The following is a 26,199-nucleotide window of genomic DNA, read 5'->3' as shown; positions in this document are numbered from 1 at the left end:
GTGCGCATGGCGCACCCTACGAAAGAACCGCAGGCGTCGAGTGGCGCTGTGCCACCCGTCCTGAAGCTTGTCGCTTGCGGCTATCAGTAATGGATGACGGTGCGGATGCTCTTGCCTTCGTGCATCAGGTCGAAGGCCTCGTTGATATGCTCCAGGCCCATGGTGTGGGTGATGAAGGTGTCCAGCGGAATCTCGCCGCTCTGCGCCTTCTCCACGTAGCTCGGCAGCTCGGTGCGACCCTTAACGCCGCCGAATGCCGAACCGCGCCAGACGCGCCCGGTGACCAGCTGGAACGGACGCGTGCTGATCTCCTGGCCAGCGCCGGCCACGCCGATGATCACGCTCTCGCCCCAGCCCTTGTGCGCGCATTCCAGCGCCGCACGCATCAGTTGCACGTTGCCGACGCACTCGAAGCTGTAGTCCACGCCGCCATCGGTCATTTCGACGATGACGTCCTGGATCGGCTTGTCGTGATCCTTCGGATTGACGAAGTCGGTCGCGCCCAGCTCGCGGGCCACGTCGAACTTGGCCGGGTTGATGTCGATGGCGATGATGCGCGAGGCCTTGGCCATCTTGGCGCCGATGATCGCCGCCAGGCCGATGCCGCCCAGGCCGAAGATCGCCACGGTGGCGCCCTCTTCCACCTTCGCGGTGTTGAGCACGGCGCCGATCCCGGTGGTCACGCCGCAACCGAGCAGGCAGACCTTTTCCAGCGGCGCTTCCTTCGGGATCACCGCCAGGGACACTTCCGGCAGCACGGTGTACTCGGAGAACGTCGAGCAACCCATGTAGTGGTAGATCGGCTCACCGTTGTAGGAGAAACGCGAGGTGCCGTCGGGCATCAGGCCCTTGCCCTGGGTGGCGCGCACCGAGCTGCACAGGTTGGTCTTGCCGGACAGGCAGAATTTGCACTGGCGGCATTCGGCGGTGTACAGCGGGATGACGTGGTCGCCGACCTTCACCGAGGTGACGCCCTCGCCAATGGCTTCGACGATGCCGCCGCCTTCGTGACCGAGGATCGACGGGAACACACCCTCGGAGTCGGCGCCGGACAGCGTGTAGGCATCGGTATGGCAGACGCCAGTGGCGACGATGCGTACCAGCACCTCGCCGGCCTTCGGCGGCGCGACGTCCACTTCGACGATCTTCAGGGGTTCGTTCGGCGCGAAGGCCACGGCGGCGCGGGATTTGATCATGGCGAAATCTCTCGGGTGAGCAGAAAACCCAGAGTGTAATTCACGCACAGACTGGGATAATGGATGATCCAAGGAAACTTTATTGCCATACAGGGACAATCGATGAGCGCGCACCGCTGGGAAGGTCTGGACGAGTTCGTCGCCGTCGCCGAATGCGGCAACTTCCTGCGCGCGGCCGAGCGGCTGCGGGTGTCTTCCTCCCACGTCAGCCGCCAGGTGGCGCGCCTGGAGGAACGGCTGCAGGCACGCTTGCTCTACCGCACCACGCGCAAGGTCTCGCTGACCGAAGCCGGGCAGACCTTCTTCGCCCGCTGCCAGCGGCTGATCGAGGAACGTGACGCCGCCTTCCTCGCCGTCGGCGATCTCCAGGGCGCGCCCACCGGGCTGCTGCGCATGACCGCGGCGGTAGCCTACGGCGAACGCTTCATCGTGCCGCTGGTGAATGAATTCATGGCGCGTCATCCGCAGCTGCGGGTGGAAATCGAACTGTCCAACCGCACGCTCGACCTGGTTCAGGAGGGCTTCGACCTGGCGATCCGCCTGGGGCGCCTGAGCGAATCGCGACTGGTCGCCACCCGTCTCGCACCGCGCGCCATGTACCTCTGCGCCGCGCCCGCCTATCTGGAGCGCTACGGCCGCCCGCACACGCTGTCGGAACTGGCGGCACACAACTGCCTGATCGGCACCAGCGATACCTGGATGCTTCAGGACGGCGGCCGCGAGCATCCGTTCAGGCCCAGCGGCAACTGGCGCTGCAACAGCGGCCAGGCGGTGCTCGACGCCGCGCTGCGCGGTTTTGGCCTGTGCCAGTTGCCGGACTACTACGTGCTGGAGCCGCTGCGCCGCGGCGAACTGGTCAGCCTGCTGGAACACCACCAGCCACCGAACACGGCGGTGTGGGCGGTCTATCCGCAGCGACGCTTTCTCTCGCCGAAGGTCGGCCAACTGGTGCAGGCCCTGAAGACCGGTCTGGCGCAGAGAGCGGAGTACCAGGCGTTGGTGGTTTGAAGGCCACGGAGTAACCGAGTGTGGTGGTAGTTTCGCCGGGCTCACGGCGAATCCGTCGCTCGGTGACGCCGGGTCAGCACTTTTGCTTCCACGCCAGCCGCAGCCACTCCAGGTCTTCCGGGCGGGTGACCTTGAGGTTGTCGGCGCGGCCCTCGATCAGCCGCGGCGCAGCGCCGGCCAGCTCCATCGCCGACGCTTCGTCGGTGATCGCCGCGCCGCTGGCCAAGCCCTGCTCCAACGCCTGACGCAACGCGCCGAGGCGGAACATCTGCGGGGTGAAGGCGAGCCAGATCAGTTGACGGTCGAGGGTGCGGGCGACCTTGCCGTCGACGCCGGCGAGCTTGACCGTGTCGCGCGACGGCACCGCGAGCAGGCCGCCGACCGGATCGTCGGCCAGCTCTCCGAGCAGGCGGTCCAGATCGCTGCGGGCGAGATTCGGCCGCGCGGCATCGTGCACCAGTACCCAGTCGTCGACACTGGCGCCCAGGGCTTCGAGTTTCACCAGCGCGTTGAGCACGGAGTCCGCCCGCTCCGCGCCACCGTCGGCGCGCTGGATGCGCGGGTCGTCGGCGCAGGCCAGGGTCGGCCAGTAGGGATCGTCGCGGCCGAGCGCGAGCACCAGCCCGCGCAGGCCGGGATGATCGAGGAAGCAATCGAGGGTGTGTTCGAGAAGCGTCCGGCCGCCGAGCGGCAGGTACTGCTTGGGTCGGTCGGCACGCATGCGGGCGCCGACGCCGGCGGCGGGAATCACCGCCCAGAAGTGCGGCTGGGAATTCATTGGGCCAATTGGTAGAGGGTCTCGCCGTCCTTGACCATGCCGAGTTCGTGGCGGGCACGTTCCTCGACGGTCTCGGTACCTTTCTTCAGTTCCATCACTTCGGCTTCGAGCACGCGGTTGCGCTCGAGCAGGCGTTCGTTCTCGCCCTTCTGATCGCTGATCTGGCGATTCAGCTCGGTGACTTGCGCCAGGCTGCCGTCACCGACCCAGAGTCGGTATTGCAGACCCGCCAGCAGCAGGATCAGCACGACGAAAAGCCAGTAAGGACTACGCATCAGAAAATAGAGCCCGCGGTTGATGAGATTCGGCGACAAAAAAGGGCGGCCGTGGCCGCCCTTTTAGCACAGCGCTGGTTAGCCGCGGAACTCCGCGCGCCCCTTGTAGGGTGCTTTTCCGCCGAGCTGCTCTTCGATGCGCAGCAGCTGGTTGTACTTGGAAACGCGGTCGGAGCGGCACAGCGAACCGGTCTTGATCTGGCCGGCGGCGGTGCCTACGGCCAGGTCGGCGATGGTGCTGTCTTCGGTTTCGCCGGAGCGGTGCGAGATCACCGCGGTGTAGCCGGCGGCCTTGGCCATCTGGATGGCTTCCAGGGTTTCGGTCAGCGAGCCGATCTGGTTGAACTTGATCAGGATCGAGTTGGCGATGCCCTTGTCGATGCCTTCCTTGAGGATCTTGGTGTTGGTCACGAACAGGTCGTCACCGACCAGTTGGACCTTCTCGCCGATCTTGTCGGTGAGTATCTTCCAGCCCGCCCAGTCAGACTCGTCCAGGCCGTCTTCGATGGAGATGATCGGGAAGCGCTCGGTCAGGCCTTTCAGGTAGTCGGCGAAACCGGCGGCGTCGAAGGATTTGCCTTCGCCGGAGAGGTCGTACTTGCCGCCTTCGAAGAACTCGCTGGCCGCGCAGTCCAGGGCCAAGGTCACGTCGGTGCCTAGGGTGTAGCCGGCGTTGGCGATGGCTTCGGCGATGGCCGACAGCGCCGCTTCGTTGGATTCCAGGTTCGGCGCGAAGCCGCCCTCGTCGCCCACCGCGGTGCTCAGGCCACGGGCTTTCAGCACGGCCTTGAGGTGATGGAAGATTTCCGCGCCCATGCGCAGCGCATCGGCGAAAGTCTTGGCTCCAACCGGCTGGACCATGAATTCCTGGATGTCGACGTTGTTATCGGCGTGCTCGCCACCGTTGATGATGTTCATCATCGGCACCGGCATCGAGTAGACGCCCGGCGTGCCGTTGAGGTTGGCGATGTGCGCGTAGAGCGGCAGGTCCTGGTCCTCGGCGGCGGCCTTGGCGGCGGCCAGGGAGACGGCGAGGATCGCGTTGGCGCCCAGCTTGGCCTTGTTCTCGGTACCGTCCAGCTCGATCATCGCGCGGTCCAGCGCGGCCTGTTCGACCGGGTCCTCGCCCAGCAGCAGGCTGCGGATCGGCCCGTTGATGTTGTCCACGGCCTTGAGCACGCCCTTGCCCAGGTAACGGCTCTTGTCGCCGTCGCGCAGTTCCAGCGCTTCGCGCGATCCGGTGGAGGCGCCCGACGGCGCGCAGGCGCGGCCGACGATGCCGTTGTCCAGGATCACATCGGCTTCCACGGTGGGGTTGCCACGGGAGTCGAGGACTTCACGTCCCTTGATGTCGACGATCTTTGCCATTCTTGTAACTCCAGAAGTTGACGAAAACGCGGCTGAGAATCCTAAAGACCTGCGCGGCGGCGTTTAGATCGCAGCGCGCGCGGAAAATTCAGGCCGTTTCGATGGGGGCGAAGCGCTTGATCAGGTCATCCAGCTGCTTGAGCTGGGTGAGGAACGGCTCGAGCTTGTCCAGACGCAGTGCGCAGGGACCGTCGCACTTGGCGTGGTCCGGGTCCGGATGCGCTTCGAGGAACAATCCGGCGAGGCCCTGGCTGAGACCGGCCTTGGCCAGGTCGGTGACCTGCGCGCGACGCCCGCCCGCCGAATCGGCGCGGCCGCCCGGCATCTGCAGGGCGTGGGTGACGTCGAAGAACACCGGGTACTCGAAGGACTTCATGATGCCGAAGCCGAGCATGTCGACGACCAGGTTGTTGTAGCCGAAGCTGGAACCGCGCTCGCAAAGGATCAACTGGTCGTTACCGGCCTCTTCGCACTTGGCGAGGATGTGCTTCATTTCCTGCGGGGCGAGGAACTGGGCCTTCTTGATGTTGATCACCGCGCCAGTCTTGGCCATCGCCACCACCAGATCGGTCTGCCGCGAGAGGAAGGCCGGCAGTTGGATGATGTCGCACACGTCCGCCACGGGCTGCGCCTGATACGGCTCGTGAACGTCGGTGATCACCGGCACGCCGAAGGCCTTCTTCACGTCCTCGAAGATCTTCATGCCCTCGTCCAGACCGGGGCCGCGGAACGAGGTGACGGAGGAGCGGTTGGCCTTGTCGAAGCTGGCCTTGAACACGTACGGAATGCCGAGCTTCTCGGTGACCCGCACGTATTCCTCGCAGGTCTTCATCGCCAGGTCGCGGGATTCGAGCACGTTGATGCCGCCGAACAGCACGAAAGGCTTGTCGTTGGCGATCTCGATGTTGCCGACGCGGATGATCTTCTGGCTCATGCTTTACGGGCCTTCTGCGCCAGCGCGGCATTCACGAAGCCGCTGAACAGCGGGTGGCCGTCACGCGGGGTGGAGGTGAACTCGGGGTGGAACTGGCAGGCGACGAACCACGGGTGATCCGGCGCCTCGACCACTTCCACCAGCGCGCCGTCGCCGGAGCGGCCGGTGATCTTCAGGCCGGCCTCGATCAGTTGCGGCAGCAGGTTGTTGTTCACTTCGTAGCGATGGCGATGACGCTCGACGATCACGTCCTTGCCGTAGCAGTCGTGGACCAGCGAGCCACTCTCGAGCTGGCATTCCTGGGCGCCCAGACGCATGGTGCCGCCGAGGTCGGAGGCTTCGCTGCGGACTTCGACGCCGCCGGCGGCGTCTTCCCATTCGGTGATCAGGCCGACCACCGGATGCCCCGAGGCCTTGTCGAACTCGGTGGAGTTGGCGTCGCTCCAGCCCAGCACGTCACGGGCGAACTCGATCACCGCGACCTGCATGCCCAGGCAGATGCCAAGGTAGGGAATCTTGTTCTCGCGGGCGTATTTGACAGTGGCGATCTTGCCTTCCACGCCGCGCAGGCCGAAGCCACCCGGAACCAGGATGGCATCGACGCCTTCGAGCAGGCCGGTGCCCTGGTTCTCGATGTCTTCGGAATCGATGTAGCGCAGGTTGACCTTGGTGCGGCTCTGGATACCGGCGTGGCTCAGCGCTTCGATCAGCGACTTGTAGGCGTCCAGCAGCTCCATGTACTTGCCGACCATGGCGATGGTCACTTCGTTTTCCGGGTGCAGCTTGGCGTCGACGACGCGATCCCACTCGGACAGGTCGGCCGGGCCGCACTGCAGGCCGAAACGCTCGACGACGAAGTCGTCCAGGCCCTGGGCGTGCAGCACCGCGGGAATCTTGTAGATGGTGTCCACGTCTTCCAGGCCGATCACCGCGCGCTCTTCGACGTTGGTGAACAGCGCGATCTTGCGCCGCGACGACACGTCCACCGGATGGTCGGAACGGCAGATCAGCACGTCCGGCTGCAGGCCGATGGAGCGCAGCTCCTTCACCGAGTGCTGGGTGGGCTTGGTCTTGGTCTCGCCGGCGGTGGCGATGTAGGGCACCAGGGTCAGATGCATCAGCATCGCGCGCTTGGCGCCGACCTCGACGCGCAACTGGCGGATCGCCTCGAGGAACGGCTGCGATTCGATGTCGCCCACCGTTCCGCCGATCTCGACCATCGCCACGTCGGCATCACCGGCGCCCTTGATGATGCGCCGCTTGATCTCGTCGGTGATGTGCGGAATCACCTGGATGGTCGCGCCGAGGTAGTCGCCGCGTCGCTCGCGACGCAGCACGTCCTCGTAGACGCGGCCGGTGGTGAAGTTGTTGTTCTGGGTCATCGTGGTGCGGATGAACCGCTCGTAGTGGCCCAGGTCGAGGTCGGTCTCGGCGCCGTCGTGGGTGACGAACACCTCACCGTGCTGGAACGGGCTCATGGTGCCCGGATCGACGTTGATGTAGGGGTCCAGCTTGAGCATGGTGACCTTCAGGCCCCGCGCCTCCAGGATGGCCGCCAATGAAGCCGAAGCGATGCCTTTCCCCAATGAAGAAACAACACCACCCGTGACGAAGATGTAGCGCGTCATGAAAGATCCTAGAAGTCTGCGTTCAGGCGGTAAACCGCCGAAGGGGAGCGAAGAGCGATTGCGCACGAGGCGGCAATGGCCAACTTCTGCGAACTCCGAGGGAGGCGCACAGAAGCTGTATAAGACGGGAGCGTAGTCTACCGGAAAGCCCCTATCAGCTCAAACCTTGGTCGCTCGTCGGTAGCGTCCAGATCAGCTCGCCACCCTGCGAAGCGCGCGGCGCGAGGGCCGGCAGGTTCGCCACCGCGAGCAGTTCGTCGCCGCGATAGAGCAGCGGCAAACGCCCGCGCACGAACGCCGGCAGCGCCATTTCGTTGAGCAGCCGCTTGAGGTCGCGATGCCCTCGGCCGGGCCCTTCCAGGCGCTCGCCACCCTGGCGATAACGCACCCGGAGCGGGTCGCACGGCGCTGTTGCGCGCCATTCGAGGCAGCCGTTCCCGGGCAGTTGCAGCGGCGTCGAGGGATCGGTCCACGCCGGCGGTTCGAGGGGAACCCGCAACCAATCCCCGGACAGCCACCAGATGCGCCCCGCGGCACGATGCAGCTCGCCGCCGCCCAGGCGCCAGACCGGTGACGCGTCCAGCGCGGCGCCGCAGAGGTCTTCCCAGCCGGCCCAGTGATCGCTGTCCGGCAGCGGTGTCAGCGGCGCCAGCCAGTAGCGCAGCGCGTTGCGCTGGCGCGCCGGCGACAACGCCAGCAGGGGCGCCAGCGCCAGCGAGGGCAGCGTCAGCCAGGCGAAGGGCGCGGGGCTTTTTGCGGCCTCCAGGTCTTCGATGGCACGCTCGTCGAGCAGGGCCTGGGCCTCGCGCAGATGCGCGGCGCTGCGCGCCAGGCTCTGCACTGCCTGCGGCCAATGCCCGTCGAATTGCGGAAAGACCGCATGACGCAGGTGATTGCGCGCGAAGCGGCCGTCGGCGTTGCTCGGGTCTTCTATCCAGCTCAGCCCGTGCTGCCGGGCGTAGGCTTCCAGCTCGCGACGCGGAACCTCCAGCAGCGGGCGGACCAGTTGCCCGCGACCGAGCGCCCGGCTGGCCGGCATCGCCGCCAGACCGCGCACGCCGGCGCCACGCAGCAGGCGCAGCAGCAGGGTTTCCGCCTGGTCGTCGCGATGCTGCGCCACCAACAGGACTTCACCCTCGCCCAGGCCCTCGGCGAACGCTCGGTAACGCGCCTCGCGGGCGGCGCGCTCGAGGCTGGCGCGGGAATCGACCTGCACCCGGCTGACCCGCAGCGCGACACCGAGCGCCGAGCAGAACGCCTGACAGTGCGCGGGCCAGGCGTCGGCCACCGTCTGCAGGCCGTGGTGGACGTGGATGGCGGAAAGCGCCGGCAATGCCTCGCGCTCGGCGAGCCGGGCGAGCAGGTGCAGAAGAACGCTGGAATCGAGCCCGCCGGAGAATGCCACTTGCCACGCCGGAGCGGAGCGCCAGGGCGCGAGGGCAGCGAGGAGACGGGTTTCGAGGTTCATGCTGGCGGCGGCCTCGAAGGGGAGCCGGCCCGGACGGGCGAAAGACCTGCCCGGCATAGCGCCCGCCTCAGCGGACGCTACGCCGGAAACGGGCGTCAGGCGACGCCGTAGCTCATCAGGCGCGCGTAACGGCGCTCGAGCAGCGCGTCCTGGTCCATGTCTTTGAGGAACGCCAGTTGCTCGCTCAGCGTGTCACGCAGGTTGGCGCCCATGGCGGCCGGATTGCGGTGCGCGCCGCCCAGCGGCTCGCCGATCACCTTGTCGACGATGCCCAGGCCTTTCAGGCGCTCGGCGGTGATGCCCATGGCCTCTGCGGCATCGGGAGCCTTCTCGGCGGTCTTCCAGAGGATCGAGGCGCAGCCTTCCGGCGAGATCACCGCGTAGGTCGAGTACTGCAGCATGTTCAGCTGGTCGCAGACGCCGATGGCCAGCGCGCCACCGGAACCACCCTCGCCGATGACCGTGGCGATGATCGGCGTCTTCAGCCGCGCCATCACACGCAGGTTCCAGGCGATGGCTTCGCTCTGGTTGCGCTCTTCGGCATCGATCCCTGGGTAGGCGCCGGGGGTGTCGATGAAGGTCAGGATCGGCATCCTGAAGCGCTCGGCCATTTCCATCAGGCGGCAGGCCTTGCGGTAGCCCTCGGGACGCGGCATGCCGAAGTTGCGACGGACCTTCTCGCGCACTTCGCGGCCCTTCTGGTGGCCGATGACCATTACCGGAGCGTCGTTCAGGCGGGCTACGCCGCCGACGATGGCGGCATCGTCGGAGAAGTGGCGGTCGCCGTGCAGCTCGTCGAACTCGCTGAACACGTGTTCGATGTAGTCGAGCGTGTACGGACGCTTCGGATGGCGGGCGAGCTGGGCGATCTGCCAGCTGCTGAGGTTGCCGAAGATGCTTTCGGTGAGCGATTCGCTCTTGTCCTGCAGGCGGGCAATTTCGTCGCCGATGTTCAGCGAATTGTCGTTACCGACCAGGCGCAGTTCTTCGATCTTGGCTTGCAAGTCGGCGATCGGCTGTTCGAAATCGAGAAAGTTCGGGTTCATAGGCATCCGTCATGCGTCGACGGCCAGGCGGCCGAGAAGCTGTTCCGTTTTTGGCGCCCTACCTTACGGGATCGGGCGCTCCGGGTCGAGTTGGGCGCAGGAGTTGGACTCCTGCGGTCAACGGTAGTGCAGGAAGACGTTGTCGCGCCCGAACTGGTCACGCAATGCCTGGATCAAGTTGTCCGCCGGCTCGATTCGCCAGCTTTCACCGAACTGCAGCAGGGCGCGCGCCTCGCTGCCGGTGTAGTCCATGGTGATCGGACAGGAGCCGCGGTGACGTCCGCACAGGTCGGCCAGCCAGCGCAGGCGATCGCCCTTGAGCGCGTCGGCGGCGACCTTGACCCGCAGGCTGTCGGCCAGCCCGGTACGCGCTTCTTCGAGACTCATCACGCGCTTGGCGCGCAGGCGCAGGCCGCCGGAGAAGTCATCGTTGCTGACTTCGCCCTCGACCACTACCAGCGCATCGGTCTGCAGCAGCGCGCTGGCGGTGTTGAAGGCTTCGGCGAACAGCGAGGCCTCAATGCGGCCGGAGCGGTCGTCGAGGGTGATGAAGCCCATCTTGTCGCCCTTCTTGTTCTTCATCACGCGCAACGCGACGATCAGCCCGGCGACGGTCTGGGTGTCGCGCGCCGGCTTCAGCTCGACGATGCGCTGGCGGGCGAAACGACGCACCTCGCCTTCGTACTCGTCGATCGGATGGCCGGTGAGATAGAGCCCGAGGGTCTCCTTCTCGCCGCGCAGACGTTCCTTGAGCGACAGCTCCCGGGCGTTGCGGTGGTTGCCGTAGACATCCGCCTCCGGCTCGGAGAACAGCCCGCCGAACAGGTCCATGTGCCCGCTGTCGTGGCTGCGCGCGGTCTGCTCGGCGGCCTGCACCGCCTCCTCCATCGCCGCCAGCAACACCGCGCGGTTGCGGTCGATGTTGGCCTGGTAGGCCTTGGGCTCCTCGAAGAAGTACGGCCCGAGGCGGTCCAGCGCACCGCCCCGAATCAGCGCCTCGAGGGTGCGCTTGTTGATCCGCTTGAGGTCGACGCGGGCGCAGAAGTCGAACAGGTCGGTGAACGGCCCGCCTTCGCTGCGGCATTCGGAAATCGCTTCCACCGGACCTTCGCCGACGCCCTTGATGGCGCCCAGGCCATAGACGATGCGGCCGTCGTCATCCACGGTGAACTTGAACTCGGAGTTGTTCACGTCCGGCGCGAGAATGCGCAGCTTCATGCTGCGGCACTCTTCGATCAGGGTCACGACCTTCTCGGTGTTGTGCATGTCCGCCGAGAGCACGGCGGCCATGAACGGCGACGGGTGATGTGCCTTGAGCCAGGCGGTCTGGTAGGAGACCAGCCCGTAGGCGGCCGAGTGGGATTTGTTGAAGCCGTAGCCGGCGAACTTTTCCACCAGGTCGAAGATGTTGCCGGCGAGGTTGGCGTCGATGTTGTTGCGCGCGCAGCCTTCGATGAAGCCGCCGCGCTGCTTGGCCATTTCCTCGGGCTTCTTCTTGCCCATCGCGCGGCGCAGCATGTCGGCGCCGCCGAGCGTGTAGCCGGCCATCACCTGGGCGATCTGCATCACCTGCTCCTGATACAGGATGATGCCGTAGGTGGGCTTGAGCACCGGCTCCAGTCCCGCGTACTGGTAATCCGGGTGCGGGTAGGAAAGCGGCTCGCGGCCGTGCTTGCGGTTGATGAAGTCGTCCACCATGCCCGACTGCAGCGGGCCGGGGCGGAACAGCGCCACCAGGGCGATCATGTCTTCCAGGCAGTCTGGCTTGAGCTTTTTGATCAGCTCCTTCATGCCGCGCGATTCGAGCTGGAACACGGCCGTGGTCTCGGCCTTCTGCAGCATCGCGTAGGTGGCCTTGTCGTCGAGCGGGATGAAGTCGATGTTGACCAGATACTGCTCGGACACGCCCTTGCGCCGCTGCTCGCGGTGAATCGTCTCCAGCGCCCACTTGATGATGGTCAGGGTGCGCAGGCCGAGGAAGTCGAACTTGACTAGGCCGGCCTGCTCGACGTCGTCCTTGTCGAACTGGGTCACCAGCCCGCCGCCCTCCTCGTCGCAGGCGATCGGCGAGAAGTCGGTGAGCTTGGTCGGCGCGATGACCACGCCGCCGGCGTGCTTGCCGGTGCCGCGGCAGATGCCCTCGAGCTTGAGCGACATCTCCCAGATTTCCGCCGCCTCTTCGTCGACCTTGAGGAAGTCGCGCAGCGGCTCCTCCATCTCGTAGGCCTTCTCCAGGGTCATGCCGACCTCGAAGGGAATCATCTTCGACAGGCGGTCGGCCAGGCCGTAGGACTTGCCCTGCACCCGCGCCACGTCGCGCACCACGGCCTTGGCCGCCATGGTGCCGAAGGTGATGATCTGGCTCACCGCGTTGCGCCCGTATTTCTCGGCGACGTAGTCGATCACCCGGTCGCGGCCGTCCATGCAGAAGTCGACATCGAAGTCGGGCATGGAGACCCGTTCGGGGTTGAGGAAGCGCTCGAACAGCAGGTCGTAGGCCAGCGGGTCGAGGTCGGTGATCTTCTGCACGTAGGCGACCAGCGAACCGGCACCCGATCCACGCCCCGGCCCCACCGGCACGCCGTTGCGCTTGGCCCACTGGATGAAGTCCATGACGATCAGGAAGTAACCGGGGAAGCCCATCTGGATGATGATATCCAGCTCGAAATTCAGCCGGTCGATGTAGACCTGCTTCTTCGCCTCGTAGTCCGGGGTGTCCCTGGGCAGCAGCACTTCCAGGCGCTCCTCAAGGCCGTCGAAGGAGACCTTGCGGAAGTACTCGTCCATGGTCATGCCGTCCGGCACCGGGAAGTTGGGCAGGAAGTACTTGCCCAGCTGCACCTCGATGTTGCAGCGCTTGGCGATCTCGACGGTGTTTTCCAGCGCCTCGGGCAGATCGCTGAACAGCTCGGCCATTTCCTCCGGGCTCTTCAGGTACTGCTGGTCCGAATAGTTGCGCTGCCGGCGCGGATCGTCGAGGCCACGGCCTTCGCCGATGCACACGCGGGTTTCGTGGGCCTCGAAGTCGTCCTGCTTGATGAAGCGCACGTCGTTGGTCGCCACCAGCGAGGCACCGCCGCGTTCGGCGAGGGCCACGGCGGCGTGCAGGTGCTCCTCGTCGTTGACCCGGCTGGTGCGCTGGATCTCCAGGTAGAAACGCTCGGGGAACACCGCCTGCCATTCGGCGAGCAGCGCATCCGCTTCGCGCTCGTCGCCGGCGAGCAGCGCCAGGCCGATCTCGCCTTCCTTGGAGCCGGACAGCGCGATCAGCCCTTCGGCGGCTTCCTTCACCCAGTCGCGCTGGATGATTACCATGTCGTTACTCTGGCCATCGGTCCAGCCGCGCGAGACCAGCTCGGTGAGGTTGCGGTAACCCTTGGGGTTCATCGCCAGCAGCGTCAGCCGGGTCAGCGGGCCGTCCTCGTGACGGCTGGCCATCCAGATGTCCGCGCCACAGATCGGCTTGATGCCGGCGCCCATCGCCGCCTTGTAGAACTTCACCAGCGAACACATGTTGTTCTGGTCGGTGACCGCCACCGCCGGCATGCCCTTACCCGCCACCGCCTTGACCAGCGGCTTGACCCGAACCAGCCCATCCACCAGGGAAAACTCGGTATGCAGGCGCAGGTGGACGAACGAAGCGGGCATGGCGGAAACCTTCAGCGGGGCAAAAAACAGGGGTGGGATTGTAACGGTTTTGCCCGGTGCGGGGAGGCATCAGGGGTGCGGGCGACGAACCAGCGGGACGGCGCGGAACGCGCTCAGAAGAACGAGGGAACCTGCTCGCTGGTCTGCGCCTCGATGGCCAGCCAGGCTTCGCGAACCGGCGCGAAGGAGCGCCGGTGGATCGGCGTCGGCCCCAGGCGACGCAGCGCTTCCAGGTGTTCGGCGGTGGCGTAGCCCTTGTGCGCGGCGAAGCCATATCCGGGGTACTGCTGCTCGAGCACGCCCATTTCGCGGTCTCGGCTGACCTTGGCGAGGATCGAAGCGGCGGCGATCGCCGGCACCTTGGAGTCGCCCTGAACCACGGCGGCGCTGGGCACACCGAGCTTCGGGCAGCGATTGCCGTCGATCAGCGCCAGCTTCGGCTTGATGCCGAGGCCTTCGACCGCGCGCTGCATGGCCAGCATGGTGGCGTGAAGGATATTCAGCGAATCGATCTCCTCCACCTCGGCGCGGCCGATGCACCAGGCCAGCGCCCTCTCGCGGATCTCGTCGAAGAGCCGCTCGCGGCGGGCCTCGCTGAGTTTCTTCGAGTCGTTCAGACCGAGGATCGGCCGCGCCGGGTCGAGGATCACCGCGGCAGTGACCACCGCGCCGCACAGCGGGCCGCGGCCGACTTCGTCGACGCCGGCGACCAGCTCTTCCACCAGGCTGAAATCCAGGCCCATCTGCATCAGGTGCGCTCCACCAGTTGCAACACCGCACTCGCCGCCTCGGCCGAGGCATCGCGACGCAGCGTGCGGTGAATGGCGTCGAAGCTTTCGGTCTGCACCTCGCCGTCGTCCAGCAACGGCAGGAGCTCGGCGGCCAGCGCTTCGGGCGTCGCCGCATCCTGCAGCAGTTCGGGCACCAGCAGGCGACCGGCGAGCAGGTTGGGCAGAGACACGTAGGGACTCTTGACCAGGCGGCTGAGGATTCGATAGGTCAGCGGCGCAACCTTGTAAGCCACCACCATCGGCCGCTTGCACAGCAGCGCCTCGAGGGTCGCGGTGCCCGAGGCGATCAGCACCGCGTCGCAGGCGCCGAGTGCCTCGTGGGACTGACCGTCGAGCAGGCTCAACGGCAGATCGCGCCCGACCAGCATCTGCTCGAGCTGCGCGCGCCGCTCGGGGCTGGCGCAGGGCAGCACGAAGCGCAGATCGGGACGGCTGGCCAGCAGGCGCCCCGCGGTGTCGAGGAACAGCCCGCCAAGCCGCCCGACTTCACCGCCGCGGCTACCGGGCAGCAGCGCGACCACCGGCGCCCCCTGGGGAAGTCCCAGCGCGAGCCGCGCCGCGGCGCGGTCGACTTCGAGAGGAATCGCATCGGCCAGCGGATGACCGACGAAATGCACCGGAACCTGGTGTTCGGTGTAGAAACGCGCCTCGAAGGGAAATAGCGTAAGCATCAGGTCGCAGGCATCGCGGATCTTGAACACCCGCTTCTGCCGCCAGGCCCACACCGATGGGCTGACGTAGTGCACGGTACGAATCCCGGCACGACGCAGCTTGAGCTCCAGGCCGAGGTTGAAGTCCGGCGCATCGATGCCGATCACGACGTCCGGGCGCTGCTCGATCAGCGTGGCGACCAGACGTCGACGACGCGCCAGCAGCTCGGCCAGGCGCCCCAGCACCTCGACCAGGCCCATCACCGCCAGGCGCTCCATGGGGAAATAGGAATTCAGCCCTTCGGCGATCATCCGCGGCCCGCCGATGCCGACGAACTCGACCTGCGGGTGTCGAACCTTGAGTGCCTGCATCAAACCGGCGCCGAGAATGTCCCCGGACGCTTCGCCGGCGATCAGGGCGATGCGCAATGGCCTGCTCATGGGATCAGCGGGTGATGCCGCGGGTGGAGGTCATCACCGAATCGCGGAAGATCGCGACTTCGGGAAACTGCGCGGCGGATTCGGCCAGCTCGGCGAGCGCCTGGTCCACGGTGAGCCCCTGGCGGTAGACCACCTTGTAGGCGCGGCGCAGCGCCTGGATGGCCTCGGCGGAAAAGCCGCGGCGGCGCATACCCTCGAAGTTCATGCTGCGGGCTTCGGCGGGATTGCCGAACACGGTGACGAATGCCGGGACGTCCTTGCCGATCGCCGTGCCCATGCCGGAAAAACTGTGCGCGCCGATGTGGCAGAACTGATGGACCAGGGTGTAGCCGGAGAGGATCGCCCAGTCGTCCATGTGCACGTGCCCGGCCAGCGCGGTGTTGTTGACCAGGATGCAGTGGTTGGCGATCACGCTGTCATGGCCGATGTGGGCATAGGCCATGATCAGGTTGTGGTCGCCGATCGTCGTCTCGGAGCGATCCTGCACGGTGCCGCGGTGGATGGTGACGCCCTCGCGGATCACGTTGTGATCGCCGATCACCAGGCGCGTCGCCTCGCCCTTGTACTTCAGATCGGGCGTGTCTTCGCCGATCGAGGAGAACTGGTAGATGCGGTTGTGCTTGCCAATCCGTGTCGGCCCTTTGAGGATCACATGCGGGCCAATCACGCTTCCCTCGCCAATTTCCACATCGGCGCCGACGATGGACCAGGGGCCGACTTGAACGTCGTCTGCCAGCCTTGCCGTCGGGTCGATGATCGCGCGAGGGTCAATCAAATTCATAACTTGCGTTCCGCACAGATGATTTCGGCCGAGCAGACCGCCTTGTCATCGACGCTGGCCTGGCACTCGAACTTCCAGATGCTGCGTTTGACGCTGAGAAAGCGCGCCTCGAGGATCAACTGGTCACCCGGCAGCACGGGCTGACGGAAACGCAGCTTGTCGGAGCCTACGAAGTAGTAGAGCGTACCGTCGGCCGGCTTCACGTCGAGCATCTTGAAGCCAAGGATACCGGCGGCCTGGGCCATCGCCTCGATGATCAGCACGCCGGGCATGATCGGGTGTTGGGGGAAGTGCCCGTTGAAGAACGGCTCGTTGATGCTGACATTCTTGTAGGCGCGAATGCGCTTGCCTTCAACATCCAGGTCGACAACCCGGTCCACAAGCAGGAACGGGTAGCGGTGCGGCAGGTATTCGCGAATCTCGTTGATGTCCATCATTTCCGGGGGAGCCTGTATGAGGTGGGGGATGCGCAGAAGCGAATCGATCAGGCTTCTGATGGAGCTTCCCCGCCTGGGGTCACGGACGCCAGGCGCTTTTCCAGTTGCTGTAGGCGGCGCGCCATGTCGTCGAGCTGACGAATTCGCGCTGCACTCTTCTTCCACTCGCCAGCCGGCTGCATCGCCGTGCCCGACGAGTATGCGCCCGGCTCGGTGATGGAGCGGGTGACCATGGTCATTCCGGTCACGAAAACGTTATCGCAAACCTCGATGTGGCCGACCATGCCGACGCCACCGGCGATCATGCAGTGGCTGCCGATCTTGGTGCTGCCGGAAATTCCGACGCAACCGGCCATCGCGGTGTGATCGCCGATCTGTACGTTGTGCGCAACCATGATCTGGTTGTCCAGCTTCACGCCATTGCCGATCAGCGTGTCCGCCAGAGCGCCGCGGTCGATCGTGGTGTTGGCCCCGATCTCCACGTCGTCACCAATGCTCACGCCGCCAATCTGCGCGATCTTCTGCCAGACGCCTTTCTGGTTGGCGAAGCCGAAGCCTTCGCCACCGATCACCGCGCCCGACTGGATGACCACTCGCTCGCCGATGCGCACGTCGTGATAGAGCGTGACGCGCGGCGCCAGCCAGCCACCCGCGCCGACCACGCTGCGCGCACCGATGAAGCAGTGCGCGCCGATGCAGGTTCCCGCGGCGATACGTGCGCCGCACTCGATCACGGCGTAGGCGCCCACCGTAGCTCCGGCTTCCACCACGGCATCGGCGGCGACCACGGCGGTCGGATGCACGCCGGCAGGTGCCTGCGGCTTGCGGTCGAACAGGTGCGAGAGTTGCGCGTACGCCAGGTACGGATCGGCCACCAGCAGCGCATCGCCGGAGAAACCTTCGGCATCGGCGGGCTTGAGCAGCACCGCCGCGGCACGGGTGATCGACAGGTGCTTGCGGTACTGCGGATTGGCCAGGAAGCTCAACTGATCAGGGCCGGCATCCTGTAAGGAGGCCAGCCCTGCGACCGGTTTGTCTGCGGAGCCACGCAAGGTGGCTCCCAGACGCTCAGCCAGTTGGCCGAGCGTGTAGAGGTTGGCCGTCATTTCAGCGCAGCTGGTTCATGCGCTCGATGACCTGGCGGGTGATGTCGTACTGCGGTTTGACATCGATGACCGCACCACGCTCGAACACCAGGTCGAACGCGCCTTTCTTGATCACTTCTTCGACGGCCTGGTCCAGCTTGGGCTTGAGCTGCTTGAGCATCTCGCGGTCGGCAACGGCCTTGGCTTCGTTCAGCTCCTTGGACTGGAACTGGAAGTCACGGGCCTTTTGCTTGAACTCGAGCTCCATGCGCTCGCGCTCGGCGGTCTGCACCTTGTCGCCACCCTTGACCAGTTTGTCCTGGATATTCTTGGCGTCGGTTTCCAGAGTCTTCAGCTTGGTCAGCTGCGGGCCGAATTTCTTCTCGGCGTCCACAGCGTACTTCTTGGCCGCGTCGGATTCGAGCAGCGCCATCTGGTAGTTCAGAACCGCGATTTTCATTTCGGCGAAGGCCGGGGTCGCCATGAAAGCGGCGAAGATCAGAACCAGTTGAGTCAACTTACGCACGATGCACTCCAGGTAACACTTACGGTTAACAAGTAAAAGTTAGAACGTCTGACCCAGCGAGAACTGGAAGACCTGCATGTCAGCGTCATCAGGTTTCTTCACCGGCATCGCCAGGCTGAAGCTCAGCGGACCCATGGCGGTGATCCAGGTCAGGCCCACACCCACGGAGCTGGCCAGATTGCCGAAGTCGATATCGCCACAGCCCTGCGTGTTCATGTACTGCGTGGACGCCGTCTTGGTCGGGCACTTGGTCAGGAACACGTTACCGACGTCCCAGAACAACGCGGTACGCAGCGAACGCTGGTCCTTGACGAACGGCAGCGGGAAGAGGATTTCCGCACCGCCCTGGATCAGGACGTTACCACCATACGCTTCCGGACTGTCGTCGTCGGTATAGCGGCCATCGGGACCGGGCGTACCGTCGGTGCGTATGGAACCGTCGGCATTACGCGCAACGCTGGGCGTACTGCGCGGACCCAGGGTGCTGTCCTCGAAACCGCGTACCGAGTTGAAACCACCTGCGTAGTAGTTCTCGTAGAACGGCAGGCCCGAGGTGGAACCGTAGCCATCGCCATAGCCCAGCTCGGTGTGCAGGCGCATGGTGTAGTTGGTGGTGATCGGCTTGAACCACTGGGCGCGGTAGTCGATCTTGTAGAACGACAGGTCGCTGCCCGGCAGGGTCGTCTCGAAGGTCAGGCTCTGCGAGTGGCCACGGGTCGCCAGGGTGCCGCGGTTGAGGGTCGACTCGGACCAGCCGATGGAACCCTTGACGTTGAGGAAGTTGTCACCCTCGTTCTCGAGGAACGAAAGGATCTCGTCGACGGTGTAGCGGCCGGTATCCAGGCTGTCCTGCTGCACGGTCAGACCGTAGGTCAGGCGCGAGGTCTCGCTGATCGGGTAACCGATGTTCACGCCGGCGCCCAGGCTATCGACCGAGTAGCTCGACACGTCGACGTCGAGCTCGTCGTAGTCGGTGGTGCGGTAGAAGGCGTTGTAGCCCAGGCTCACGCCATCGGCGGTCCAGTAGGGATCGACGAAGCCGAAGTTGTAGCGGGTCTGGTACTCGCTGCGGGTCAGGCCGATGCTGACCTTGTTACCGGTACCGAGGAAGTTGTTCTGGCTGATCGAACCACCGAGGATCAGGCCAGCGTTCTGCGCAAAACCGACGCTGGCGGTGATCGAGCCGGAGGCTTGCTCTTCCACGGAGTAGTTGACGTCGATCTGGTCGTCGACACCCGGCACCTGTGGGGTTTCGACGTTGACTTCCTTGAAGAAGCCCAGGCGATCGAGACGCGTCTTCGACTGGTCGATCAGGTAGGTCGAAGCCCAGCCGCCTTCCATCTGGCGCATTTCGCGACGCAGCACTTCGTCTTCGGTCTTGGTGTTGCCACGGAAGTTGATGCGGTTGACATAGGCACGCTTGCCCGGATCGACGGCGAAGGTGATCGAGACGGTGTGGTCCTCATCATGCGCCTGCGGCACGCCGTTGACGTTGGCGAAGGTGTAGCCCTCGTTACCCAGCCTGCGGGTGATCAGCTCGGACGTGGTGGTCATGATCTTGCGCGAGAACACCTGGCCCGGCTTGACCAGCAGCAGCGACTTGACGTCCTCCTCGGGCACCTTGAGGTCGCCGGAGAGTTTCACCTCGCGGATGCTGTACTTCTGGCCTTCATCGACGTTGACGGTGATGTAGACGTGTTTCTTGTCCGGCGTGATGGATACCTGGGTGGAGGAGATATCCATGTTGATGTAGCCGCGGTCCAGGTAATAGGAACGCAGGCGCTCGAGGTCACCGGAGAGTTTTTCGCGGGCGTACTTGTCGTCGTTCTTGAAGAACGACAGCCAGTTGCTGGTCTTCAGCTCGAACAGGTCGGACAGGTCCTCGTCGGAAAACACCGTGTTGCCGACCACGTTGATGTGCTGGATCGCGGCGACCGTGCCTTCGTTGATGTCGATCTTCAGCGACACGCGGTTGCGCGGCTGGGGAATCACCTCGGTCTTGATCTCGGCCGAGTAGCGGCCCTGGGCAACGTACTGGCGCTGCAGTTCGTTGCGCACACCTTCGAGCGTGGCACGCTGGAAAATCTCGCCCTCGGAGAGGCCGGACTGGTTCAGCCCCTTCATCAGATCGTCGGTGGAGATCGCTTTGTTGCCTTCGATCTCGATACCAGAAATCGAGGGGCGCTCGACCACGTTGATTACTAGCACCTCGCCGTCACGGCCGAGCTGGATATCCTGGAAGAAACCGGTTTTGAACAGGGCCCGTGTGGCCTCCACCAGACGACGGTCATCGACCGGATCGCCGACGTTCAGCGGCAAGGCACCAAAGACGCTGCCGGCGGAGACCCGCTGCAGGCCGTTGACGCGGATATCGGAGATGGTGAAGGACTCGGCGTGAACCTCGGCAATCATGAGTGCGGCAAGCACCGCAGTTAGGAGCAGGCGTTTCATGAAGTCCTTGTTTTCCAACTGGTAATAATGAATCTGCCGCAATCAGCGGCAGATTCGAAAATTCAGCGACGCGTCACAGGCGACCAATGTCGTTGATCAAGGCAAGCAGCATAACGCCGACGACCAAGCTGATACCGATCTGCACTCCCCAGCCCTGGACCCGCTCGGACAAGGGACGCCCGCGCGTCCACTCGATCAGATAGAAAAGCAGGTGTCCACCATCGAGGACAGGGATCGGCAAAAGATTGAGAACCCCCAGGCTTATGCTCAGGTAGGCGAGGAAATTCAGGAAGTCCCCAACACCCGACTGGGCCGAAGCGCCGGCCACTTTAGCAATGGTTATCGGCCCGCTCAAGTTTTTTACCGAGAGTTCGCCGAAGAGCATTTTCTTTAGCGAGTCGAGGGTTAGGACGCTCATCGTCCAGGTTCGCTGGAGCCCCTGACCTACCGCATCGAGCGGGCCGTAGCTGACTTCGCGAAGCATGTGCGCCGGCCATTCGCCGCCCTTCACGCCCGCGCCAAGATAGCCACTGCGCGCCTCGCCTTCGCCGCGCGCGGCCAGGGTAACCGGCACGTCAAGGCGCTGACCATCGCGCTCGACGGTGAAGCTGACCGCCTCGCCCGGATGCGCGCGCACTTTGTCCACGACCTGCTGCCATTCGTCGATGGGTTCGTCATTCAGCGCAAGCAGGCGGTCACCGACCTTCAACCCGGCCGCCTGGGCAGGACCTTCCGGATCGAACTGCGCCAGCAGCGGCGGCAACGCCGGGCGCCAGGGACGAATCCCCAGCGACGCCAGCGGGTCCGGCTCGTCGGCGCCTTTCAGCCAACTGGCGAGGGCCAGCTGGTGCGCTTGCTCGGCACTGCCGTCATCGACGCGGGTGGCGATATTCAGGACGCCACTCTCACCGAGGCGACGCACCAGTTGCAGGTTGACCTGCGACCAACCCACCACCGGATCGCCGTCGATGGCGACGATCTCCTGCCCGGCGGCCAGCCCGGCCTTCGCCGCAAGGCTGCCTTCCTCGACATGCCCGATGACCGGACGCACCTGCTGCGAGCCGAGCATGGCCAGCACCCAGAAGAACAGCAGTGCGAGCAGGAAGTTGGCGATCGGGCCAGCGGCGACGATGGCGATGCGCTGACGAACCGGCTTGCGGTTGAAGGACTGGTCGAGCAGTTCGGCGGGCACTTCGCCCTCGCGCTCATCGAGCATCTTGACGTAGCCGCCGAGGGGGATCGCGGCGACCACGAACTCGGTCCCCTGGCGGTCGTGCCAGCGCAGCAACGGCGTGCCGAAGCCCACCGAGAAGCGCAGCACCTTGACGCCGCAGCGCCGGGCGACCCAGAAATGGCCGAACTCATGGAAGGTCACCAGCACGCCAAGCGCGATCAGCGTACCGAGGATCATATACAGCGCATTCATCGACTTGCTCCGGGGCGCCTGCGGTCGACCGCTGCGCCAGGTTCGGGATATCGGCTACCGCCCGTGGCGTTGCAACCACTGCTGAGCCAGGGCCCGCGCGGCCTCGTCGGCGGCGAGGACCGTATCGAGGCTGTCCGCAGCGACCGCCGGCTCGGCGTCCAGCACGGCCTCGATCATACCCGCGATTTCGTTGAAGCGAACGCGCCGTTCGAGAAAGGCGGCGACCGCCACTTCGTTCGCGGCGTTCAGCATGGCGGGCGCGGTACCACCGGCTTCGGCGCATTGGCGGGCCAGTCGCAGGCAGGGGAAACGTTCCTCGTCGGGACGCTGGAAGTCGAGGCGGCCGATGGCGAAGAGATCGAGCGGCGATACCCCGGAGTCGATCCGCTCCGGCCAGGCCAGAGCATGGGCAATGGGTGTACGCATGTCGGGATTGCCCAGCTGGGCGAGCACCGAACCGTCGACATAATCGACCAGCGAGTGGATGACGCTCTGCGGATGGATCACGACCTCGACCTGCGCAGGAAGCGCGTCGAACAGCCAGCAGGCCTCGATCAGCTCCAGCCCCTTGTTCATCATGCTCGCCGAATCGACGGAAATCTTCCGCCCCATCGACCAGTTCGGATGGCTGCAGGCCTGCTCGGGACTGACGTCTGCCAGCGCCTCCAGCGGCGTTTCGCGGAACGGCCCGCCGGAGGCGGTCAGCAGAATGCGCCGCACGCCGACCGGCGCCAGCCCCTTGGCATAGTTGCCGGGCAGGCACTGGAAGATCGCGTTGTGCTCACTGTCGATCGGCAGCAGCACCGAGCCGCTGCGGCGCACAGCCTGCATGAACAGCGCGCCGGACATGACCAGCGCTTCCTTGTTCGCCAGCAGCACCCGCTTGCCCGCTTCCACCGCGGCGAGCGTCGGCTCCAGGCCGGCCGCGCCGACGATCGCCGCCATCAGCGTGTCGACGTCGGGATGCTTGGCCACTTCGCATAGCCCCGGCTTGCCGGCGAGCACGCGAACATCGAGGCCGGCCGCCAGCATACGCTCCTGCAGACGCCGCGCCGCGACGTCCGTCGGCACCACGGCGAAGCGGGGTCGATGGCGCAGGCAAAGCGCTTCCAGCTCGTCGAGACGACTGAATGCAGTCAGCGCGAAGACCTGATAACGCTCGGGATGCCGGGCGATGACGTCGAGGGTGCTGAGGCCGATGGAACCGGTGGCGCCAAGTACGGTAATGCGTTGCGCTTGGCTCACGGCGTGGCCCAGCCGGCGACCCAGAGCAACACGGCGAAGGTCGGGAGAGCGGCGGTCAGGCTGTCGATGCGATCGAGCACGCCGCCATGACCGGGCAGCAGGTTGCTGCTGTCCTTGAGGCCGGACTGGCGCTTGAACATGCTTTCGGTGAGGTCACCCACCACGGAGATCGCCACCACCACCGCTGCGCCGGCCAGCGCCGGCAGCAGCGTGGTCGAGCCCCAGCCACGGAACAGGCCGACGACGAGGGTGATCAGCAGGCTGGCGAGCAGACCGCCGAAGAAGCCTTCCCAGCTTTTTCCGGGACTCACGCGCGGCGCGAGCTTGTGCCGGCCGAAACGTCGGCCCGCAAAATAGGCACCGATGTCGGCGCCCCAGACCAGCACCATCACCGCGAGAATCAGCCAGTTGCCCAGCGGCGATTGCTTGAGCAGCATCAGGCCCTGCCAGGCCGGCAGCAGAATGAGCAGGCCGATGAGCAGGCGCGCCGGCAACCGGCTCCAGAAGCGTGCGCTGTTCGGATAGCCGATCACCAGCAACACCGCGGCCGCCCACCAGAGCATCGCCAGCACCAGCAGCACACCCGCCAACGCCGGCAGCAGATAGAGTGCGGCGAGCAGCACCGCCACCACGGCGGCATAGCCCAAGCGCTGCGGCTGCGCGACCAGCCCGATCAGACGCGCCCACTCCCAGGCACCGAGACAGACCACCACGCCGATGAACAGCGCGAAGGCTCCCGCTTCGAGGAGGAAGAACCCGCAGAGGGCGATGGGCAGCAGAATCAGCGCGGTGATGATCCGTTGTTTCAGCATTGAGCCGGTACCTCGGCCGCCATGACCTGCTCGCTGGTCTTGCCGAAGCGGCGCTGGCGGGTGGCGAAATCGGCCAGCGCATTGCGCATGGCCTCGTGTTTGAAGTCGGGCCAGAACAGGTCGGAGAAGTACAGCTCGGCATAGGCCAGTTGCCAGAGCAGGAAGTTGCTGATGCGGTGCTCGCCACCCGTGCGGATGCACAGGTCCGGCAACGGCATGTCGCCCGTAGCCAGCTGACCCTGCAGCATGGCCGCGGAGATGTCCTCGGGGAGCAGACGACCGCCCTGCACCTCGCGCGCCAGTCGCTGGGTGGCCTGGACGATGTCCCACTGGCCGCCGTAGTTGGCCGCGACCTGCAGGACGAAGCGCGTGTGCCGCTCGGTAAGCGCTTCGACTTCGCGCATCGACGCCTGCAGTTCCGGATGGAAGCGCGAGCGGTCGCCGATGATCTTCAGGCGGATGCCGTTGTCGTTGAGTCGCCTGGCCTCGCGACGCAGCGCGCCGAGGAACAGCTCCATCAGCGCGCCCACCTCTTCGGCAGGGCGTTGCCAGTTCTCGCTGGAAAAGGCGAACAGCGTCAGCACTTCCACGCCTTCGTCGGCGCAGACCTCGATCACCGCGCGCACGGCGTCGACACCGGCCTTGTGCCCGGCGACGCCCGGCAACAGGCGGCGCTTCGCCCAACGGTTGTTGCCGTCCATGATGATCGCGACATGGCGCGGTACCGCGACGCCCTGCCCGACTTGCTTGGTCTTCTCCATGAGCGCGGCCCCGGCTGGCCTCACACGGCCATCAGATCGGTTTCTTTCGCTTCCAGCGCCTTGTCCACCAGGGCGACGAACTTGTCGGTGAGCTTCTGCACTTCATCGGCGGCACGACGCTCGTCGTCTTCGCTGATTTCCTTTTCCTTCGACAGGTCCTTGAGCTGCGCCAGCGCGTCGCGACGGATGTTGCGCACGGCGACCCGGGCGTTCTCCGCCTCGGCACGCGCCTGCTTGGTGTAGCCCTTGCGGGTTTCCTCGGTCAGCGCGGGCATCGGCACGCGAATCACGGTACCGGCATTGGACGGATTCAGGCCCAGATCGGAGGTCAGGATGGCCTTCTCCACCGCGGCGATCATGTTCTTGTCGAACACGCTCAGCTTGAGGGTGCGGGAGTCTTCGACGGAAACACTGGCGACCTGGTTCAACGGCACCAGATCTCCGTAGGCCGGCACGCGAACGCCACCGAGGATGTCGGGATGGGCGCGACCGGTACGGATCTTGGCGAAGGCGTGATCCAGCGATTCCAGGGTTTTCTGCATGCGCTCCTGCGCGTCTTTCTTGATCTCGTTGATCATTCGTTCGACTCCTCGATCAGGGTACCTTCGGCGCCGCCTACGACGATGTTCAGCAGGGCGCCGGGCTTGTTCATGTTGAAGACGCGCAGCGGCATGTTGTGGTCGCGGCACAGGCAGATCGCGGTCAGGTCCATCACGGCGAGCTTGCGGTCGAGCACGGCATCATAAGTCAGCCGGTCGAACTTCTCCGCATGCGGGTCCTTGAACGGATCGGCGGTGTAGACGCCATCGACCTTGGTGGCCTTGAGCACCACGTCGGCATCGATTTCGATGGCGCGCAGGCAGGCAGCAGAGTCGGTGGTGAAGAACGGGTTGCCGGTGCCGGCGGAGAAGATCACCACCTCGCCGGACTTCAGGTGACGCATGGCCTTGCGGCGGTCGTAGTGGTCGGTGACGCCGACCATGGAGATGGCCGACATGACCAGCGCAGGGATGTTCGAGCGCTCGAGGGCGTCGCGCATCGCCAGGGAGTTCATCACGGTGGCCAGCATGCCCATGTGGTCGCCGGTGACCCGATCCATGCCGGCAGCGGACAGCGCCGCCCCGCGGAACAGGTTGCCCCCGCCGATCACCAGGCCGACCTGAACGCCGATGCCGACCAGTTGACCGACTTCCAGCGCCATGCGGTCGAGTACTTTCGGGTCGATACCGAAGTCTTCCGAACCCATCAGGGCTTCGCCGCTTAACTTGAGCAGAATCCGTTTATAGCGAGGTTGACGACCACTCACCTGCTGAGCCATTTGCGTTTCTCTCCTGCGGCGTTGAGGTTTTCGGCCCCTCGGGGGCCTGCGTATTGCGCTTGGACAGCGCCTCGCTCACGAGTTGCAGCGCAGCGCCAGAAACTTTCGCCGGGCCTGTGGAAACCC

The 26,199-nt window shown here is 65.3% G+C and carries 23 protein-coding genes; 1 reads left to right on the top strand and 22 read right to left on the bottom strand.

All coding sequences use genetic code 11. The features are described 5' to 3' along the window. Positions 1-83 precede the first annotated feature (83 nt). Positions 84-1,196 (bottom strand): S-(hydroxymethyl)glutathione dehydrogenase/class III alcohol dehydrogenase, encoded by a 1,113-nt coding sequence (locus tag BLV15_RS08690; protein WP_090226684.1) that lies wholly within the window; start codon positions 1,194-1,196, stop codon positions 84-86. 102 nt (positions 1,197-1,298) lie between these two features. Between BLV15_RS08690 and BLV15_RS08685 the strand changes: the two genes are divergently transcribed. Further along, positions 1,299-2,204: a LysR family transcriptional regulator gene (locus BLV15_RS08685; RefSeq protein WP_090226681.1), complete on the top strand. Its 906-nt coding sequence runs from the start codon at positions 1,299-1,301 to the stop codon at positions 2,202-2,204. 73 nt (positions 2,205-2,277) lie between these two features. Here BLV15_RS08685 and ispD read toward each other — a convergent pair whose 3' ends face one another. From ispD to pyrH, 21 genes are all read right to left on the bottom strand, one after another. Continuing rightward, the gene (ispD, locus tag BLV15_RS08680; protein WP_090226679.1) at positions 2,278-2,982 is read right to left on the bottom strand and encodes a 2-C-methyl-D-erythritol 4-phosphate cytidylyltransferase; all 705 of its coding nucleotides are present in this window, start codon (positions 2,980-2,982) and stop codon (positions 2,278-2,280) included. Then, positions 2,979-3,257, bottom strand: coding sequence for a cell division protein FtsB (ftsB, locus tag BLV15_RS08675; RefSeq protein WP_090226677.1), 279 nt, complete (start codon positions 3,255-3,257; stop codon positions 2,979-2,981). The genes ispD and ftsB overlap by 4 nt, the downstream gene beginning before the upstream one ends. A 78-nt stretch (positions 3,258-3,335) precedes the next feature. Then, positions 3,336-4,625, bottom strand: coding sequence for a phosphopyruvate hydratase (gene eno, locus BLV15_RS08670; RefSeq protein WP_090226676.1), 1,290 nt, complete (start codon positions 4,623-4,625; stop codon positions 3,336-3,338). Positions 4,626-4,713: 88 nt separating this feature from the next. Then, the gene (gene kdsA, locus BLV15_RS08665; RefSeq protein ID WP_090226674.1) at positions 4,714-5,559 is read right to left on the bottom strand and encodes a 3-deoxy-8-phosphooctulonate synthase; all 846 of its coding nucleotides are present in this window, start codon (positions 5,557-5,559) and stop codon (positions 4,714-4,716) included. Next, on the bottom strand, positions 5,556-7,187 hold the full coding sequence (locus tag BLV15_RS08660; protein WP_090226672.1) for a CTP synthase: 1,632 nt from the start codon (positions 7,185-7,187) through the stop codon (positions 5,556-5,558). The genes kdsA and BLV15_RS08660 overlap by 4 nt, the downstream gene beginning before the upstream one ends. Before the next feature lie 154 nt (positions 7,188-7,341). Further along, the gene (gene tilS / locus BLV15_RS08655) at positions 7,342-8,655 is read right to left on the bottom strand and encodes a tRNA lysidine(34) synthetase TilS (protein WP_090227428.1); all 1,314 of its coding nucleotides are present in this window, start codon (positions 8,653-8,655) and stop codon (positions 7,342-7,344) included. Positions 8,656-8,750: 95 nt separating this feature from the next. Continuing rightward, positions 8,751-9,701: an acetyl-CoA carboxylase carboxyltransferase subunit alpha gene (locus BLV15_RS08650; RefSeq protein ID WP_090226670.1), complete on the bottom strand. Its 951-nt coding sequence runs from the start codon at positions 9,699-9,701 to the stop codon at positions 8,751-8,753. Positions 9,702-9,818: 117 nt separating this feature from the next. Beyond that, positions 9,819-13,349, bottom strand: a complete 3,531-nt coding sequence (gene dnaE / locus BLV15_RS08645) for a DNA polymerase III subunit alpha (protein ID WP_090226668.1) — start codon at positions 13,347-13,349, stop codon at positions 9,819-9,821. Between the two features lie 113 nt (positions 13,350-13,462). Further along, positions 13,463-14,098, bottom strand: coding sequence for a ribonuclease HII (gene rnhB, locus BLV15_RS08640; protein WP_090226665.1), 636 nt, complete (start codon positions 14,096-14,098; stop codon positions 13,463-13,465). Next, positions 14,098-15,231: a lipid-A-disaccharide synthase gene (lpxB, locus tag BLV15_RS08635; protein ID WP_090226662.1), complete on the bottom strand. Its 1,134-nt coding sequence runs from the start codon at positions 15,229-15,231 to the stop codon at positions 14,098-14,100. Before lpxB ends, rnhB begins: the two co-directional genes overlap by 1 nt. Before the next feature lie 4 nt (positions 15,232-15,235). Further along, on the bottom strand, positions 15,236-16,012 hold the full coding sequence (gene lpxA / locus BLV15_RS08630; RefSeq protein ID WP_090226660.1) for an acyl-ACP--UDP-N-acetylglucosamine O-acyltransferase: 777 nt from the start codon (positions 16,010-16,012) through the stop codon (positions 15,236-15,238). Beyond that, positions 16,009-16,449, bottom strand: a complete 441-nt coding sequence (gene fabZ, locus BLV15_RS08625) for a 3-hydroxyacyl-ACP dehydratase FabZ (RefSeq protein WP_090226657.1) — start codon at positions 16,447-16,449, stop codon at positions 16,009-16,011. Before fabZ ends, lpxA begins: the two co-directional genes overlap by 4 nt. A gap of 47 nt (positions 16,450-16,496) precedes the next feature. Then, positions 16,497-17,555, bottom strand: coding sequence for a UDP-3-O-(3-hydroxymyristoyl)glucosamine N-acyltransferase (gene lpxD / locus BLV15_RS08620; protein ID WP_090226654.1), 1,059 nt, complete (start codon positions 17,553-17,555; stop codon positions 16,497-16,499). A gap of 1 nt (position 17,556) precedes the next feature. Continuing rightward, positions 17,557-18,060, bottom strand: coding sequence for an OmpH/Skp family outer membrane protein (locus BLV15_RS08615; RefSeq protein WP_090226651.1), 504 nt, complete (start codon positions 18,058-18,060; stop codon positions 17,557-17,559). Positions 18,061-18,099: 39 nt separating this feature from the next. Beyond that, positions 18,100-20,511, bottom strand: a complete 2,412-nt coding sequence (gene bamA / locus BLV15_RS08610) for an outer membrane protein assembly factor BamA (protein ID WP_090227425.1) — start codon at positions 20,509-20,511, stop codon at positions 18,100-18,102. 73 nt (positions 20,512-20,584) lie between these two features. Further along, positions 20,585-21,937 carry an RIP metalloprotease RseP gene (gene rseP / locus BLV15_RS08605; protein WP_090226650.1) on the bottom strand — a complete coding sequence of 451 codons (1,353 nt, stop codon included), beginning with the start codon at positions 21,935-21,937 and terminating at the stop codon, positions 20,585-20,587. Positions 21,938-21,991: 54 nt separating this feature from the next. Further along, positions 21,992-23,182 (bottom strand): 1-deoxy-D-xylulose-5-phosphate reductoisomerase, encoded by a 1,191-nt coding sequence (gene ispC / locus BLV15_RS08600; protein ID WP_090226648.1) that lies wholly within the window; start codon positions 23,180-23,182, stop codon positions 21,992-21,994. Beyond that, a complete protein-coding gene (locus BLV15_RS08595) occupies positions 23,179-23,994 on the bottom strand; it encodes a phosphatidate cytidylyltransferase (protein WP_090226646.1) in 816 nt (271 codons plus the stop codon). Before BLV15_RS08595 ends, ispC begins: the two co-directional genes overlap by 4 nt. Continuing rightward, entirely contained in the window at positions 23,988-24,755 is a 768-nt protein-coding gene (gene uppS, locus BLV15_RS08590; RefSeq protein ID WP_090226643.1) for a polyprenyl diphosphate synthase, read from the bottom strand. The genes BLV15_RS08595 and uppS overlap by 7 nt, the downstream gene beginning before the upstream one ends. A gap of 20 nt (positions 24,756-24,775) precedes the next feature. Next, positions 24,776-25,333: a ribosome recycling factor gene (frr, locus tag BLV15_RS08585; protein WP_090226640.1), complete on the bottom strand. Its 558-nt coding sequence runs from the start codon at positions 25,331-25,333 to the stop codon at positions 24,776-24,778. Next, on the bottom strand, positions 25,330-26,073 hold the full coding sequence (pyrH, locus tag BLV15_RS08580; protein ID WP_090226637.1) for a UMP kinase: 744 nt from the start codon (positions 26,071-26,073) through the stop codon (positions 25,330-25,332). The genes frr and pyrH overlap by 4 nt, the downstream gene beginning before the upstream one ends. Between the last annotated feature and the right edge of the window lie 126 nt (positions 26,074-26,199).

It is taken from the genome of Pseudomonas kuykendallii, assembly GCF_900106975.1.
Taxonomy (GTDB): Bacteria; Pseudomonadota; Gammaproteobacteria; order Pseudomonadales; family Pseudomonadaceae; genus Pseudomonas_O; species Pseudomonas_O kuykendallii.
The sequence above is the reverse complement of the archived record's forward strand: the minus strand, read 5'-3'. Positions and strand labels throughout refer to the sequence as shown.